The following is a 14,845-nucleotide window of genomic DNA, read 5'->3' on the forward strand; positions in this document are numbered from 1 at the left end:
CTCAACAGTCGAGTGGTGAAATCACGAGTTTCGGGCTGGCCGGGCGACCCGCACTGCTTGGATAACTCTCATGAACATCACCAAACACGACTTCGGCATTTTCGTCACGGAACGACGCCGTGACGCCGGCCTTACTCAACGACAACTCGCCGAGCACCTGCACGTCACTGAGTCCGCCGTCTCCAAGTGGGAGCGCGGTCTGTCGTACCCCGACATCACCCTCGTCGCCCATCTTGCCGACGCACTCGGTGTGAGTACCCAAGAGCTCATCAGCGCCAGCGAAGATCGACTCGGTCGCGCCGACCAGCGCGACGCACGCACCTACCGGCGCTGGCGGGGCGCCGTGCTCTGGACCAGCCTGAGTGCGTACGCCGCGGCGATCCTGGCCTGCTTCATCGTCAACCTCTCGGTCTCGCACACGCTGTCCTGGTTCTGGACGGTGCTTCCGGCAGTGCTGTTGGCATTCTGTCTCACGAGTCTGCCACTGCTCCCGATCCCGAAGCCGGGTTGGAGTGCGCTGTGGGGTGCCGTACTGAGCCTCGCCGCGCTCCTGTGCGTGGTCTGGATCGGTTCCGACGGCGGATCCTGGTTGCCGATCGCGCTCGCTTCTGTGCTCTTTGGCCTGATCGTGGTGTTCGGCCCGATCTGGCTGTCGCTGCTCGAACTCCCCGCTGCGTTGTCCAGGCATCGAACTGTTATCGCGCTCGCACTCGACACCGTGGGGGCACTCCTCCTGCTGCTCGTGATCATGGTGTCAATCGGCGCCCCCGAACTCTGGCTGCACCCCGTGCTCCCTCTCGCCGCGATTGCGCTCGCCCCGATTTGGGTGAATGCACTGGTGCTGCGATACCTCCCGTTGAACCGTCTCGGCCGCTGGGCGGTTGCGATCGCGATCGCAGGTGCGTGCGCATTTGCGATTGACCGTGCCGTCGATCGAGTGCTCGGTGAAGATTCAGGCGGCACCCTCGATCTCACTCGCTGGGACGACACCACGATCAACGCGAACGTGCAGTTCTTCGTGCTGCTGGGTGCACTGCTCATCGCGCTCGTGCTCGGTGTCAGCGCGATCGTTCGTGCCTCGCGTACCGGACGCGCCGTTCCCACCGTGTAATTGATCCCGGGCGTGTTCCCGGGGTACCATAGAGCGTCACATCTGTGGCGACTCAACCATGTCCACACGTGGGAGCGCTCGCGAACCGTCGGGTTCGGCCAAGATCGGCGCGCTTCCGCCTGAATACCCTGTCCATTCTGGAGACCAATTACATGACGAACGCAACGACCGAACGCAAGCAGGTTGCAGTAAACGACATCGGCTCGGCCGAAGACTTCCTTGCAGCGGTCGAAAAGACCATTAAGTCCTTCAACGACGGAGACCTCATCGAAGGCACCGTTGTGAAGATTGACCGCGACGAGGTGCTCCTCGACGTCGGGTTCAAGACCGAGGGTGTCATCCCCTCGCGCGAGCTGTCCATCAAGCACGACGTCAACCCCGATGAGGTTGTCAACGTCGGTGACTCGGTCGAGGCACTCGTGCTCCAGAAAGAGGACAAAGAGGGTCGCCTGATCCTGTCGAAGAAGCGCGCACAGTACGAGCGCGCTTGGGGCGACGTGGAGAAGATCAAGGAGAACGAGGGCGTCGTCACCGGCACCGTCATCGAGGTCGTCAAGGGCGGCCTCATCGTGGACATCGGGCTCCGCGGCTTCCTCCCGGCTTCGCTCATCGAACTGCGCCGCGTGCGCGACCTGACGCCGTACCTCGGCCAGGAGATCGAGGCGAAGATCCTCGAGCTCGACAAGAACCGCAACAACGTGGTGCTCTCGCGTCGTGCACTGCTCGAAGAGACGCAGTCGGCGACTCGCTCCTCGTTCCTCGCCGAGCTCAAGCCCGGCCAGGTGCGCAAGGGCGTCATCTCGTCGATCGTCAACTTCGGTGCGTTCGTCGACCTGGGCGGCGTGGACGGCCTCGTGCACGTCTCCGAGCTCTCGTGGAAGCACATCGAGCACGCTTCCGACGTCGTCGAGGTCGGCCAGGAAGTCACCGTCGAGGTGCTCTCCGTCGAGCTCGACCGCGAGCGCGTGTCGCTTTCGCTGAAGGCGACGCAGGAGGATCCGTGGCAGGTCTTCGCACGCACCCACGCGATCGGCCAGATCGCCCCGGGCGTCGTCACCAAGCTCGTTCCCTTCGGTGCATTCGTCCGCGTTGCCGATGGCATCGAGGGCCTCGTGCACATCTCGGAGCTGTCGGGCCAGCACGTCGAGCTCGCTGAGCAGGTCGTTTCGGCCGGCCAGGAGGTCTTCGTCAAGATCATCGACATCGATCTCGAGCGTCGCCGCATCTCGCTCAGCCTCAAGCAGGCGAACGACGGCGTCGATCCTGAGGGCACCGAGTTCGATCCCGCGCTCTACGGCATGACCACGGAGTACGACGAGAACGGCGAGTACAAGTACCCCGAGGGCTTCGATCCCGAGACCCAGGAGTGGAAGGACGGCTTCGAGTCGCAGCGCGAGAAGTGGGAGCAGGAGTACGCTGCTGCCCAGGAGCGTTGGGAAGCACACAAGAAGCAGGTCGCTTCGATGCTCGCCGAGGCCGCTGCGGCTCCGGCAGTCGAGGCACCGTCTTCGAGCTTCTCGAGCGATTCGGCTTCGACCGGTGCTCTCGCCGACGATGCGGCACTCGCCGCTCTGAAGGCACAGCTCGAGGGTAACTAACCCTCACGGCACGCTCCGCGTGCCAGTTACGAAGGCCCGGTCCCCGTTTTCGGGGGCCGGGCCTTCGGCGTTGTCGCCGAGATCAGACGGTTGCGGGCGCGGTTCTCTGACGACGATCGCGCAGCGCGCGCCGCAGTCGCCTGATCAAGAGGGTGCAGACCGCGATGACACCGACGAGTGCGAGCACCGGTACGATGACGGCGAGCACCGTGAGCGCGGCCGCTGCGAAGTCTTCGAGAGCGCTCGAGACCGCCGCTCCAGCTCCCGCGGTCATCGCATTGATGAGGGGTCGAGCGATCGTTTTCAGAAGATGCGGCACCAGTGCAGTGGTCACACCGAGGACGAATGGCCAGATGCTCCCGGATTGCACGAGGGTCGAGGGGTCAGACACGGCCCAGGTATCACTGCCTGAGCCGGCCGCGAACACCATGCCGCCCGATGCCGGCCGAACGATGGTGTGGAGCACGTCATTCACGGAGTCGAGCGCGGGAATCTTGTCGACGAGAATCTCGATGGCCAGGAGTGCGCCGAGAATCCCGAGGCTCCACCCGTTCTCGAGCCAGACCCATCCATCGGGCAGCTGCACGATCGAGGTATAGCGTGAAAGCAGGCCGAGCCCGAGCAGCGGAATGTAGGCGTTCAAACCGGCTGACGCCGCGAGCGTCATGCCGGTGAGGATTTCGAGCATGGTCACCTCCTGCGTCTCAGCATACGCAGATCACCGGATAGGCTGTGCGGCATGCAGGTGATCGCACTCACGGGCGGGATCGCCGCGGGAAAATCGACGATCGGCAAGCGACTCGAAGAGCTCGGGGCCACGCGAATCGACGCCGACGAGTTGGCTCGTGCAGCGGTTGCGCCGGGTTCGCCGGGACTCGCGGCCGTCATTGATCGTTTCGGACCACAGATGCTGCTCGCCGACGGGTCGTTGGATCGCGCGGCCCTCGGGGCCCGAGTGTTCGGCGATCCCGCTGCTCTCGCCGCACTCAACGCCATCGTGCATCCTGAGGTGCGGCGCCTCTTCGCCGAACGGTCACGCGCGGCGGAAGCGGCGGATGCTTCGTCCATCGTGGTGTACGAGATACCGCTGCTTGTCGAGACCGAGGCCCGCGAGGGCGAATGGAATCAGGTTGTCGTCGCGGAAGCCGATGTCGAGACCCGTGTTGCTCGCATGGTGCACCTCCGCGGCATGGCCGAAGACGATGCTCGACGTCGTATCGCGAACCAGGCGACCGATGCCGAGCGTCGAGCCCTCGCCGACCACGTGATCGATACATCGGGTACGGAGCCGGAGACGATCGCGCAAGTCGACCGGCTGTGGCGGCGCCTCACTACATCCGGCTGAATTCGGCGATCCAGTTCAGCTGCAACTGCGCAATGAATGCGATGACCGCGTAGCAGACGAGAATGACGACCCAGCTCCACGAGTAGCACTTCGCGAAGAAGCGCTGTGCGCCAGCAGACACCGGAATGTCTCCAACGGCGTAGGGGCGGAAGAACGAGACCCACCAGAGCGGGATCATCACGGTCCACACCACCATGCACCACGGACACAGCGTTCCGATCACAAAGACGCTCTGGCTGAAGAGCCAGCAGATGAGGGTGAACCCGGCCAGCAGGCCGACCTGGTACAACGCCCAGAACCAGGCCGAAAAGCGTGCCCCGGCGAGCAGTGCGACACCCACGGCGATGGGCGCGACAAACGCCGAGACGCCAATGATGGTGTTGCTGAAGCCCAGGAGGGAGCCTTGCCACGAGGCCATGTTCGGGCCGCAGGTCACGAGAATGCTCACCGAGCAGTTCGGAATGTAGCCGGGATCTTGGAGTGTCTTGATGTATTCGGTGAGCAGTTCGAACGACGCGAACCAGCCCACGACGCCGGCGATCAGGGTGAACAGGGCGAACGCGATAGGCCGCGAATGCGCGCGGAGTTCAGAGCTCATGGGGTGATCGTAGCGGCCGCACCTGCGAATTCATCTGCTCTGCACCAGGCGACACCTCCGTGACATAATGGAGGGCGTACGGCGCGCCGAACCGGCGAAACGTGCGCACAGTCTTTTGATGGTCGCAAGACCCTCACCGGTCGAAGAACGACCGAGCGCGGATGCGGGGCATCCGCGGAGAATAGGATTCGCGGGTTACCCCGCACGAGAAGTGTCCCCGGGCAATGCTTCTGCACCTCGGGGCAGAGGAGACGCCAGTAATGGTGAACGAGACGAATACAGAACCCAACACAGAGCAGGCGGACGACAGCACTGAGGTTGCAGAAGCGACATCAGTTGCCACTCCGGTAGAGGGCGCATCGGCTGCAAGCGAATCTCCCCAGTCGGCCGATGTCGACCCGGAGGCCGCACCCGCTGCGTACGGTGACGCCGCTGAGGCGGGGGAGTCGGCAGATGATGCGTCTCCCTCCGACGCCTCCGAGGAGTCGCCGGGGGCTCCGGCGAAGCCGCAGCTGCTGCTGCCGCTCGCCGACATGACTCCGGAGGAGCGGTTCCGGGCCACGACGCGACTGATCTTCCTGGCGCCCGACGTGCCCCCGGTGGCCCCGCGCTCGCGGCGCTCCGATTTCCGTCCGTCTGAGTTGCGTCAGCTCGACGACCTGCTTGATGAGCGTTTCTCGCGCGACGATGCGCCAGAGAATCGCGAGTCACCCGCACAGCAGCGCCGCAACCGGCGGCGCAACGGTGCTGAATCGGCAGCGCACCCCGACGAAGAAGCGCCGCGTCGCCCGCAGCGTCAGGCCCCCGTCATCACGGAGCCGCAGAAGGTGAAGGGATCCACCCGCCTCGAGGCGAAGAAGCAGCGTCGACGCGACGGTCGTGATGCTGGTCGCCGCCGCGTGGTCATCACTGAGTCGGAGTTCCTGGCGCGCCGCGAGGCAGTCGATCGCGAGATGATTGTGCGCACGACTGCGGATCGCGTGCAGATCGGTGTGCTTGAGGACAAGGTACTGGTCGAGCACTACGTTGCTCGGTCGAGCGAGAACTCGCTCATCGGCAACGTGTACCTCGGTCGCGTGCAGAACGTGCTGCCGAGCATGGAGGCGGCATTCGTTGACATCGGCCGGGGCCGAAATGCAGTGCTGTACTCGGGCGAAGTCGACTGGTCCGAGTTCGAGGGCGGCAATACCGCCCGCCGCATCGAGAATGCGCTGAAGCCGGGCGATCAGGTGCTCGTGCAGGTGACGAAGGACCCGGTCGGTCACAAGGGTGCGCGTCTGACGAGTCAGATCTCGCTACCTGGGCGATTCCTGGTGTACGTTCCCGGCGGCGCGATGAACGGTATCTCGCGGAAGCTTCCCGATACGGAGCGCGCGCGGCTCAAGAAGATCCTGAAGGAAGTGCTGCCGAGCGGTGCCGGCGTCATCGTCCGCACGGCTGCGGAGGGCGCGAGCGAGGATCAGCTGACCCACGATGTGCAGCGCCTCACTCGTCAGTGGGAGTCGATCCAGAAGCGGGTAGAGAAGGGCGGCGGGCCGGTGCTGCTGCACTCGGAGCCCGACATGCTGATCAAGATCGTTCGCGACGTGTTCAACGAGGACTTCCACCGCTTGACGATCTCGGGCACAGATACGTACGAGACGATCGAGCGCTACCTGTCGCAGGTGGCTCCGGATTTGCTCGAGCGCGTCGAACGCTTCACACATGAGCGAGACATCTTTGACGAATACCGAGTGACCGAGCAGATCGCCAAGGCGCTGGACCGCAAGGTGTGGCTGCCCTCGGGCGGATCGCTCGTCATCGATCGCACCGAGGCGATGACGGTGGTCGACGTCAATACGGGCAAGTTCGTCGGTTCGGGCGGCAATCTCGAAGAGACGGTCACGAAGAACAATCTCGAGGCCGCTGAAGAGATTGTGCGCCAGCTGCGTCTGCGTGACATCGGTGGCATCATCGTCGTCGACTTCATCGATATGGTGCTCGAGTCGAACCGCGATCTGGTGCTGCGCCGCATGGTCGAGTGCCTGAGCCGGGATCGTACGAAGCATCAGGTCGCCGAGGTGACGTCACTCGGCCTCGTGCAGATGACCCGCAAAAAACTGGGGATCGGGCTGCTCGAATCGTTCAGTGAGCCGTGCGATGTCTGCGCAGGTCGTGGTGTGATCGTGCATCATGAGCCGGTGGCCAAGCACCACCGAGCAGAGTCGTCGCCGCGCAATGCGAAGCGCGCCAAGGGGCAGCAGCCGCACGTCGATGCGAAGTCCCAGACGCACGCGATCAGCGACGGGGCGAAGAACATGCTCGCTCAGGTCGCGGCGTCGACGCTGCACGCGCCGAAGCCCGAGCACGAAGAACTCGCTCAAGCGATTCAGGCGGCAGCTCGCGAGGTGGAGTCTGCCCCTGCGGCTGAGTCCTCCGCTCCGGTGACCGGCCGCGTGTCATCGCGGAGCGGGTCTCGCGACGCCGATCGCTCTGATGCGGGTCAGCGCTCGTCAGGTCAGCGCGCCCCGCGATCGGAATCCCAGCCGCCGGCGACCGGGTTGCTCGATTCGGTGCTGAACGCGCTCCCTGATGCCCCGGCTGCCGGCAATGGACGCGCGCGCAACCGCCGTGTGAGTACAGCGCCTGTGCGTGGGGGAGCCGAGCCGAGTCGCGCGGATGCCGCGTCGGGAGAGAGCGAACCGGTGAATGCCAAGCAGGCGGCCCAGCGGGCGCTCGCGGAGGCGCTCGACCTCACAGCACTGCGGAGAGACGCAGAACGCGAGTGACACGCGGGGGCGCCTATTTGACCAAAATCGGTGCTTCGAGATAATATTGACCGTTGGTGCTGCTCTGTCGGGCAGCAAACACAGGCTTCGAACGCGGCACTGCTGCGATTCGGCTCGTAAGACGATCCTCGAGAAAAGGGTATGAAGTGGTTTACGCAGTAGTGCGCACAAGCGGACGTCAGGAAAAGGTCGAGGTTGGCTCGATCATCACCGTCAACCGTGTTTCGGGTGACGCCAAGGGCAAGCTCGAGCTTCCCGCGGTGCTCCTCGTCGACGGCGACCAGGTGACCACCGACGCTGCAAAGCTCGCAAAGGTCAAGGTGACCGCAGAGGTGCTCAACGACCTCCGCGGCCCCAAGATCGTCATCCAGCGATACAAGAACAAGACCGGTTACAAGAGCCGCCAGGGGCACCGTCAGGATCTGACGCGCCTCAAGGTCACCGGCATCAAGTAATCCGCCTCGGAACGATTCAAGGAGTAGAGACTCATGGCACATAAGAAGGGCGCCAGCTCCACCCGTAACGGTCGCGATTCGAACGCTCAGCGCCTCGGCGTGAAGCGCTTCGGCGGCCAGCAGGTGAACGCAGGCGAGATCATCGTGCGTCAGCGTGGCACGCACTTCCACCCCGGCGCAAACGTCGGTCGTGGCGGCGACGACACCCTGTTCGCTCTTGCAGCGGGCGCGGTCGAGTTTGGTGCTAAGGGCGGCCGCAAGGTCGTCAACATCGTGACCGCCGCCTAATTACAGGCAGTCAACGGCGAGGCGGGCTTCGGCTCGCCTTTTGCCGTATCTAGGGCAGGGAAAACAGTATGGTCACGTTCGTCGATCAGGTGCAGGTGCACATTCAGTCCGGGCGCGGTGGGAACGGCTGCGTGTCGATCCGTCGTGAGAAGTTCAAGCCGCTCGCCGGCCCAGACGGTGGTGCCGGCGGACACGGCGGAGACGTTGTGCTCGTCGCCGACCCGCAAGTGACGACGCTGCTCGAGTATCATCGTCGACCGCACCGCACTGCCGAGAACGGCGGATTCGGTGCCGGCGATTATCGCGATGGAACGAACGGTGCCGAGCTGCTGCTTCCGGTGCCGGTCGGCACGGTGGTCAAGAATGAGGCAGGGGAGACCCTGATCGACCTCACCGAGGCGGGTGCGCGCTATGTCGCCGCACAGGGCGGTGTTGGCGGTCTGGGCAATAACGCACTTGCGAGCACGAAGCGCAAGGCCCCTGGATTCGCGCTGCTCGGCACCGAAGGATGGGCGGGATCGCTCACCCTTGAGCTCAAGACCATCGCCGATGTCGCCTTCGTGGGGTACCCGTCGGCCGGCAAGTCCAGCTTGATCGCGGCGATGAGCGCGGCGAAGCCGAAGATCGCAGACTACCCGTTCACCACCCTGCACCCCAACCTCGGTGTGGTGCAGTCGGGTGACCATCGCTTCACCGTCGCCGACGTCCCTGGATTGATCGAGGGCGCGAGCGAGGGCAAAGGCCTGGGGCTCGACTTCCTTCGCCATGTCGAGCGTTGCAGCGCGCTGCTGCACGTGCTCGACTGCGCGACGCTCGAACCCGGCCGCGACCCGATTTCCGATCTTGAGATCATCAAGGCAGAACTCGCCGCGTACCCGGTGCCTGAGGGGCAGACTCCGCTGCTCGAGCGCCCCCAGCTCATCGCGCTGAACAAGATCGATGTACCTGAGGGGCGTGAGCTCGCGGACTTCGTGCGCGGCGATCTTGAAGCTCAGGGGTATCGGGTTTTCGAGATTTCGACGGTGTCGCACGAGGGGCTGCGCGAGCTCGGCTTTGCGCTCGGTGAACTTGTGGACCAGGATCGCCAGCGGCGTATTGCGTCCGAGCCGGTGCAACCGCGCATCGTGCTGCAGCCGAAGGCCGTCAACGATGGCGGCTATCGCGTGGTGACGGAGGGCGGAAGTTACGGCACGCTGTACCGCATCCTAGGTGCGAAGCCCGAGCGCTGGGTGGCGCAGACCGACTTCAAGAACGATGAGGCAGTTGGATACCTCGCCGATCGTCTGCAGAAGATCGGCATCGAAGACGCCCTCGTGAAGGCAGGCGCCACTGCGGGGTCTACCGTGGTGATCGGCCCGGGATCCGGGGTCGTGTTCGATTGGGAGCCAACCGTCACCAGCGCTGCTGAGGTGCAGATGGGTGCCCGTGGAACCGACCTGCGCGTCGACCAGAATGACCGTCGCACGAACAAAGAACGTCGCGTTGAATATCACGGGATGATGGACGCGAAGGCCGAAGCTCGTGCCGAGCTCGATCGCGAACGCGAGGCGGGGCTCTGGAAGGACGAATCGTGACCCACGGGGCCGACCTGCTCGCGGCGCGGCGCGTCGTCGTCAAAGTCGGTTCCTCGTCGGTGAGCGGCGACAACGCGGCGCAGATCCCTGATCTGGTCGCGTCACTCGCCCGACTGCACGCCGGTGGTGCGCAGGTGATTCTCGTTTCGAGCGGTGCGATCGCGACGGGGGTCCCGTTTCTCAATCTCGATGAGCGGCCCGAAGATCTTGCCACGCAGCAGGCCGCGGCGGCGGTCGGCCAGAACATTCTCGTCAATCGCTATCAGCGAGCGCTGACGACTCACGAGATCATCGCCGGTCAGGTGCTGCTCACCGCGCACGATATTGAGAACCCGACGCATCGCGGCAACGCCCGTCGAGCGATCGAACGCTTGTTGCAGCTCGGGATCCTGCCCATCATCAATGAGAACGATACGGTCGCGACGCACGAGATCCGCTTCGGCGACAACGATCGCCTTGCGGCACTGGTCGCCCGGCTGGTCGATGCTGATCGTCTGGTGCTGCTTTCCGATGTCGACGCGCTCTATACGGCGCCGCCGATGATCGTCGGAGCGAAGCGCATTGCCGAGGTCGCGTACGGGGATCCTCTGGCGGGCATCGAGATCGGCGAAAGCCAGTCGGGATGGGGCACTGGCGGCGCGGCGACGAAGGTGCAGGCGGCACGACTCGCTGCCGACGCCGGCGCGACGGTGTTGCTCACCGAGACGCGGTTGCTCTCGGCGGTGCTCGACGGTGCGGATCACGGCACGCGGTTCGAGGCGCGCCCCACGGGCGGCTGACCCGCCCGGAACGCACTAGGCTGAATCTCATGTCTGCAGGAGATGCCTTCCTCGAGCGCCTGTCGCTCGCTCGCACCGCGGCGCGCACGCTCGCGACCGCCACCACGGCTCAGAAGAACGCGGCACTCGCCGCGATCGCTGATCGCCTCGAAGGCTCGATTCCACAGATCGTGGAGGCCAATGAGCGAGACCTGGCGCGCGGGCGGGAGCAGCAGATCGGTGTCGGCCTGCTCGACCGGCTGCGACTCGACGCGGAGCGCGTGCGCGGGCTCGCAGCGGCGGTTCGCGATGTCATTGCGCTTCCCGATCCGATCGGTGAGGTCGTGCGCGGGAGCACGCTGGCCAACGGCATCGGTATCAGTCAGGTGCGCGTGCCGTTCGGTGTCATCGGCGCGATCTACGAAGCCCGACCCAATGTGACCGTGGATATCGCTGCGCTGGCGCTGAAGAGCGGAAACGGCGTCGTGCTAAGAGGTGGCAGCGCCGCCGAGCACACGAACGGTGTGCTGGTCGGGGTGATTCAGGAAGCCGTGTCGAGTGCGGGGCTCGCGGGCGACGCGGTGCAGACGATCGACCCGTTCGGGCGAGAGGGGGCGGGCCGCTTGATGCGGGCGCGCGGATATGTCGACGTGCTCATTCCCCGCGGCAGTGCCGGGCTCATCTCGACGGTGGTGAAGGAATCGACGGTGCCCGTGATCGAAACCGGCTCGGGTATCGTGCACGTGTTCGTCGACGCCACGGCAGACGCCGAGATGGCGGAAGCCATCGTGCTCAATGCGAAGACGCACCGGCCGAGCGTGTGCAACGCAGCCGAGACGCTCCTCGTGCATCGTGACGCAGCACCTCGCCTGCTGCCGCGTCTGGTCGCTGCACTCCGTGCCGCGGACGTCGAACTCTGGGGTGACCCGGCAGCGCAGGCCGTGAGTAGCGATCTTGCCGCTGCGACGGCAGAGACCTGGGAGACTGAGCATTTGGCGCTGGAGATGGGCATCAGGGTTGTCGACTCGCTCGACGAGGCGATTGCGCACATCGACCGGTACTCGACCCGTCACACGGAGTCCATCGTCACGAGCGACTACGTCAATGCCGAACGCTTTCTCGCCGAAGTTGATTCTGCGGCGGTGATGGTGAACGCGTCGACGCGGTTCACCGACGGCGGAGAGTTCGGGTTCGGTGCCGAGGTCGGCATCTCCACTCAGAAGCTCCACGCACGGGGTCCGATGGGCCTCCCCGAACTCACGAGCACGAAATGGCTGGTGCGCGGCGCTGGCCAGATTCGTTGATCTGAACCGATACACTGGATCGGTACCACCCAACCGTTATGAATGCAGGGGACCCCATGTCACTTCTTGCCACGATCGCAGTCGCCGCCGAAGAGGGGCACCACGTCGTCAACGAGCTGCCGTTCCCGGCGATCGTCTACGGCATCATCGCTTTCGCGATCTTCACGGTGTTCGCCGGTGTCGTCTTCTCGTTCCGCGACGTCGCGAATCGTCACGCCGCGAAGGCCGAGGCCTACGCACGCGAGCACGGTTCGGACTCGCACCACTAATCGAACGAGTCGACGTGTCGAATCCGCGTCGCATCGGGGTGATGGGCGGTACGTTCGATCCCATTCATCACGGTCACCTGGTCGCGGCTAGCGAGGTCGCGCAGAGCTTCAATCTCGATGAAGTGATCTTCGTGCCGACGGGGCGACCGTGGCAGAAAGAGAACGTATCGCCGAGTGAGCACCGGTATTTGATGACGGTGATCGCTACCGCTTCGAATCCGCGATTCACCGTGAGTCGAGTCGATGTCGACCGCGCTGGCCCGACCTATACGGTCGATACGCTGCGCGATCTGCATGAGCAGATGCCTGACGATGAGCTCTTCTTCATCTCGGGCGCGGACGCCGTCGAGCAGATCCTGGGGTGGAAAGACGCGGATCACCTGTGGGATTTCGCACATTTCATCGCGGTCTCTCGCCCGGGGCATGAGCTCTCGCTTTCAGGATTGTCATCAGAACACGTAAGCTTGTTGGAAGTTCCCGCGCTCGCGATCTCGTCGACAGACTGCCGAGGCCGAGTCGCACGAGGTTATCCGGTGTGGTACCTCGTTCCTGACGGTGTCGTGCAGTACATTGCGAAGCACGGGCTTTACACCGAGGAAGCGACAGAGTGATGAGTGAGCAGGACGAACAACGACCGCTGACCCGCCGAGAGCGGCGCATGCGGGAGCTGGGGGAGACCGGCGCCATGGACCTCGCTGAGGCCGTGCCCGGAACTTCCGCCCCGGCCGCCGTCGAACCAGAGCCGACGGGTGATGCCCCGGCGACGCAGGCATCGGTGCCGAACGCGCCGACAGATTCGGCGCCGGGCGCGCAGGCGGACCCCGCAACGGGCGACATTGAGATCTCGCCCGTGAACCCCGACGGCACCCCACGCAGTCGTCGCGAGCTGCGCCAGTTGCGCGAAGCCGCGCTCGCGGAGCGTGCTGCGGCCCAGCCCGAGAACGCGTCGAGCGCTGAGCCGGCCCAGGTCGAGACTGTCGTGCCCACGGTTCCGGTCGAACCGGAACCCGCTGCGGCAGAGGAGCCTGCCGTTGCCGACACCAGCGCTGCACCCGAGATCGCCGAACCCGCCATTGCAGATGGCGAAAACGGTGCCGACTCCGCACCGTCGGTCGATGGTGCCGCTACGCCGTCAGCCGCACCCGAGGTCGATTTCGATTCACTGATTTCCCCGCCGACCGAGCCCTTCACCGTTGAAGAGCTGCGCGAGGCTGAATCCGCAGCGAATGCTGCTGCGGAAGACATGCTTCCTTCAGATGAGCCTGCTCAACCCGCCGACGAGTCAGCGGCCCCCACCGAACCGGCGAGTGAGCCCGCGAAGTCGAAGCGACGCTTCCCTTGGCAGCGCGCCAAAGCCGATGACGCCGAGCCGACCCCCGAGGCTGTGCCTGCGGAGTCTGCGGAGACCGCACCCGCCGAGCCGCTGCACCCTGCGAGCGAGGCGTCCGCGGAGTCAGCTCCCGAGGCGAGCGCTGCATCGGAGGCCGAAGCGGAGAATGCTGCGGTGCGTGATGCGGATGTGTCCGCGGCGTCACCGGCCGATGCCGCTGCGCCGACCGCAGTCATCGATAGCGATGCGATGCGAGCAGTTTCGGAAGCGGCGCCGGAGTCGATCCCTGAGGTGGTTCCGCCTCGTGAGCCCGCAGACGATCTTCCGGTTGTTCCGGCCGCAGAGACGGTCGCCCTGCCCACGCAGGCGGCAGCTGTCGCGCCGAAGCAGACAGAGCCTCAGGCCGCCCCCAGCAGCCCCGAGCAGAAGTCCAGCTATTCGTTCCCGGATATCGCACCGCCAGAAGAGTGGCGCTCTGTCTTTGATGACCCCGCTTCGCGGCAGTTCCCGACTCCGGGCACGCAGCCGGGCGGCGATTTCGATGACCTTATCTCTCGCGCGGTTGCGCAGGAGGGGTCGACGGGCGGCACCGGCACCTCGGCGCTGATCCTGCCGACGATGCCGGAGGATACGGGTGGACTTACCGGCCCGCTCGGTGCAACCGGTGACCTGTACGTCACGGGCTCACTGCACCTGCCGAAGTCGCTCGGCGAGACCGGTGGCCACTCCGCGATTCACGATTCGATCGAGATGGACCCGATCACCGGTGACCAGCTCAGCGAGCCGTCGGGAGACGGCAGCGGCCCCGCGCCGGTGTCGGCGCGTCACGCGGTGAGCGCGCGCGTCGATTCGGGTATGCCGGTCGTCGCGAAGCCCGCGCGCGAGAAGAGCAAGCTCCCGCTCATCCTGTCGCTGACCGGCGGCGGACTGCTGATCGTGGTCGTCGCACTGGGTGCGTGGGGCGCGAGCAACGGATTCTTCGGCTGAATCGCCGAATCTGACCACTTCTGAACGAAGGAAATGAACTGAACGCAGCAGCTGCTCAGACCCGGGACGTGCGCGCCGATGTGCGCACGGCCGTGATCGCCGCCGACGAGAAGGGTGCGACGGCACCGGTCGCACTCGAAGTGACCGAGCAATTCGGCCTCGCCGATGTCTTCCTGATCGTCACGGGCGCCGTGGAGCGCAACGTGCAAGCGATCTCCGACGGCATCGAGGACGCACTCAATGATTCCGGCGTGCGCACCGTGCGCCGTGAGGGCCGTGAAAGCGGACGGTGGGTGCTGCTCGATTTCGGCGACTTGATCGTGCACGTCTTCCATCGCGAGGAGCGCGACTTCTACCAGCTTGAGAAGCTGTGGCAAGACGCGCCGCTCATCGACACGGCCGAGATGCTGCCGGCTCGGGAGTCTGACGCGGGCACCGTCGGCGCCGAGTCGTGACGCGC

Annotated in this window: 15 protein-coding genes; 13 read left to right on the plus strand and 2 right to left on the minus strand. The window is 65.0% G+C overall.

Features of this window, described 5'->3' with window-relative positions; all coding sequences use genetic code 11:
* The first annotated feature begins 70 nt into the window (after positions 1 to 70).
* Positions 71 to 1,111: a helix-turn-helix domain-containing protein gene (locus tag CH42_RS09390; protein ID WP_053352948.1), complete on the plus strand. Its 1,041-nt coding sequence runs from the start codon at positions 71 to 73 to the stop codon at positions 1,109 to 1,111.
* Positions 1,112 to 1,263: 152 nt separating this feature from the next.
* On the plus strand, positions 1,264 to 2,709 hold the full coding sequence (gene rpsA / locus CH42_RS09395) for a 30S ribosomal protein S1 (RefSeq protein WP_053352949.1): 1,446 nt from the start codon (positions 1,264 to 1,266) through the stop codon (positions 2,707 to 2,709).
* Between the two features lie 82 nt (positions 2,710 to 2,791).
* On the opposite strand, the gene CH42_RS09400 is transcribed toward rpsA, so the two are convergent.
* Positions 2,792 to 3,397, minus strand: a complete 606-nt coding sequence (locus CH42_RS09400) for a DUF4126 domain-containing protein (RefSeq protein ID WP_053352950.1) — start codon at positions 3,395 to 3,397, stop codon at positions 2,792 to 2,794.
* Positions 3,398 to 3,448: 51 nt separating this feature from the next.
* Here CH42_RS09400 and coaE point away from each other — a divergent pair, with 51 nt between their 5' ends.
* Positions 3,449 to 4,054: a dephospho-CoA kinase gene (gene coaE, locus CH42_RS09405; protein ID WP_053352951.1), complete on the plus strand. Its 606-nt coding sequence runs from the start codon at positions 3,449 to 3,451 to the stop codon at positions 4,052 to 4,054.
* Here the strand turns inward: coaE and CH42_RS09410 are convergent.
* A complete protein-coding gene (locus tag CH42_RS09410) occupies positions 4,041 to 4,652 on the minus strand; it encodes a vitamin K epoxide reductase family protein (RefSeq protein WP_053352952.1) in 612 nt (203 codons plus the stop codon). The genes coaE and CH42_RS09410 overlap by 14 nt on opposite strands.
* Positions 4,653 to 4,912: 260 nt before the next feature.
* Between CH42_RS09410 and CH42_RS09415 the strand changes: the two genes are divergently transcribed.
* From CH42_RS09415 to rsfS, 10 genes are all read left to right on the plus strand, one after another.
* A complete protein-coding gene (locus CH42_RS09415; protein WP_082309383.1) occupies positions 4,913 to 7,420 on the plus strand; it encodes an Rne/Rng family ribonuclease in 2,508 nt (835 codons plus the stop codon).
* Between the two features lie 146 nt (positions 7,421 to 7,566).
* Positions 7,567 to 7,875, plus strand: coding sequence for a 50S ribosomal protein L21 (gene rplU, locus CH42_RS09420; RefSeq protein ID WP_053352954.1), 309 nt, complete (start codon positions 7,567 to 7,569; stop codon positions 7,873 to 7,875).
* Positions 7,876 to 7,908: 33 nt separating this feature from the next.
* Positions 7,909 to 8,163 (plus strand): 50S ribosomal protein L27, encoded by a 255-nt coding sequence (gene rpmA, locus CH42_RS09425; RefSeq protein WP_053352955.1) that lies wholly within the window; start codon positions 7,909 to 7,911, stop codon positions 8,161 to 8,163.
* Between the two features lie 68 nt (positions 8,164 to 8,231).
* A complete protein-coding gene (obgE, locus tag CH42_RS09430; protein WP_053352956.1) occupies positions 8,232 to 9,737 on the plus strand; it encodes a GTPase ObgE in 1,506 nt (501 codons plus the stop codon).
* Positions 9,734 to 10,516 carry a glutamate 5-kinase gene (gene proB, locus CH42_RS09435; RefSeq protein ID WP_053352957.1) on the plus strand — a complete coding sequence of 261 codons (783 nt, stop codon included), beginning with the start codon at positions 9,734 to 9,736 and terminating at the stop codon, positions 10,514 to 10,516. Before obgE ends, proB begins: the two co-directional genes overlap by 4 nt.
* Before the next feature lie 29 nt (positions 10,517 to 10,545).
* A complete protein-coding gene (locus tag CH42_RS09440; RefSeq protein ID WP_053352958.1) occupies positions 10,546 to 11,799 on the plus strand; it encodes a glutamate-5-semialdehyde dehydrogenase in 1,254 nt (417 codons plus the stop codon).
* 56 nt (positions 11,800 to 11,855) lie between these two features.
* Entirely contained in the window at positions 11,856 to 12,068 is a 213-nt protein-coding gene (locus tag CH42_RS09445; RefSeq protein ID WP_053352959.1) for a hypothetical protein, read from the plus strand.
* Positions 12,069 to 12,082: 14 nt separating this feature from the next.
* Positions 12,083 to 12,679 (plus strand): nicotinate-nucleotide adenylyltransferase, encoded by a 597-nt coding sequence (gene nadD, locus CH42_RS09450; RefSeq protein WP_370726576.1) that lies wholly within the window; start codon positions 12,083 to 12,085, stop codon positions 12,677 to 12,679.
* On the plus strand, positions 12,679 to 14,385 hold the full coding sequence (locus CH42_RS09455) for a hypothetical protein (RefSeq protein ID WP_053352960.1): 1,707 nt from the start codon (positions 12,679 to 12,681) through the stop codon (positions 14,383 to 14,385). The genes nadD and CH42_RS09455 overlap by 1 nt, the downstream gene beginning before the upstream one ends.
* Before the next feature lie 68 nt (positions 14,386 to 14,453).
* Complete coding sequence (gene rsfS, locus CH42_RS09460; RefSeq protein ID WP_075205325.1) at positions 14,454 to 14,840, plus strand: ribosome silencing factor; 387 nt, start codon at positions 14,454 to 14,456, stop codon at positions 14,838 to 14,840.
* The last annotated feature ends 5 nt before the right edge of the window (positions 14,841 to 14,845 follow it).

It is taken from the genome of Leucobacter musarum subsp. musarum (genome assembly GCF_001273845.1).
GTDB classification, from domain to species: domain Bacteria; phylum Actinomycetota; class Actinomycetes; order Actinomycetales; family Microbacteriaceae; genus Leucobacter; species Leucobacter musarum.

What these genes read in the sequence shown, in the direction of transcription:
- CH42_RS09390 (WP_053352948.1), top strand. Translation starts at nt 71, where the DNA reads ATGAACATCACCAAACACGACTTCGGCATTTTCGTCACGGAACGACGC.
- rpsA (WP_053352949.1), top strand. Translation starts at nt 1,264, where the DNA reads ATGACGAACGCAACGACCGAACGCAAGCAGGTTGCAGTAAACGACATC.
- CH42_RS09400 (WP_053352950.1), bottom strand. Translation starts at nt 3,397, where the DNA reads ATGCTCGAAATCCTCACCGGCATGACGCTCGCGGCGTCAGCCGGTTTG.
- coaE (WP_053352951.1), top strand. Translation starts at nt 3,449, where the DNA reads ATGCAGGTGATCGCACTCACGGGCGGGATCGCCGCGGGAAAATCGACG.
- CH42_RS09410 (WP_053352952.1), bottom strand. Translation starts at nt 4,652, where the DNA reads ATGAGCTCTGAACTCCGCGCGCATTCGCGGCCTATCGCGTTCGCCCTG.
- CH42_RS09415 (WP_082309383.1), top strand. Translation starts at nt 4,913, where the DNA reads ATGGTGAACGAGACGAATACAGAACCCAACACAGAGCAGGCGGACGAC.
- rpmA (WP_053352955.1), top strand. Translation starts at nt 7,909, where the DNA reads ATGGCACATAAGAAGGGCGCCAGCTCCACCCGTAACGGTCGCGATTCG.
- obgE (WP_053352956.1), top strand. Translation starts at nt 8,232, where the DNA reads ATGGTCACGTTCGTCGATCAGGTGCAGGTGCACATTCAGTCCGGGCGC.
- CH42_RS09440 (WP_053352958.1), top strand. Translation starts at nt 10,546, where the DNA reads ATGTCTGCAGGAGATGCCTTCCTCGAGCGCCTGTCGCTCGCTCGCACC.
- CH42_RS09445 (WP_053352959.1), top strand. Translation starts at nt 11,856, where the DNA reads ATGTCACTTCTTGCCACGATCGCAGTCGCCGCCGAAGAGGGGCACCAC.
- CH42_RS09455 (WP_053352960.1), top strand. Translation starts at nt 12,679, where the DNA reads ATGAGTGAGCAGGACGAACAACGACCGCTGACCCGCCGAGAGCGGCGC.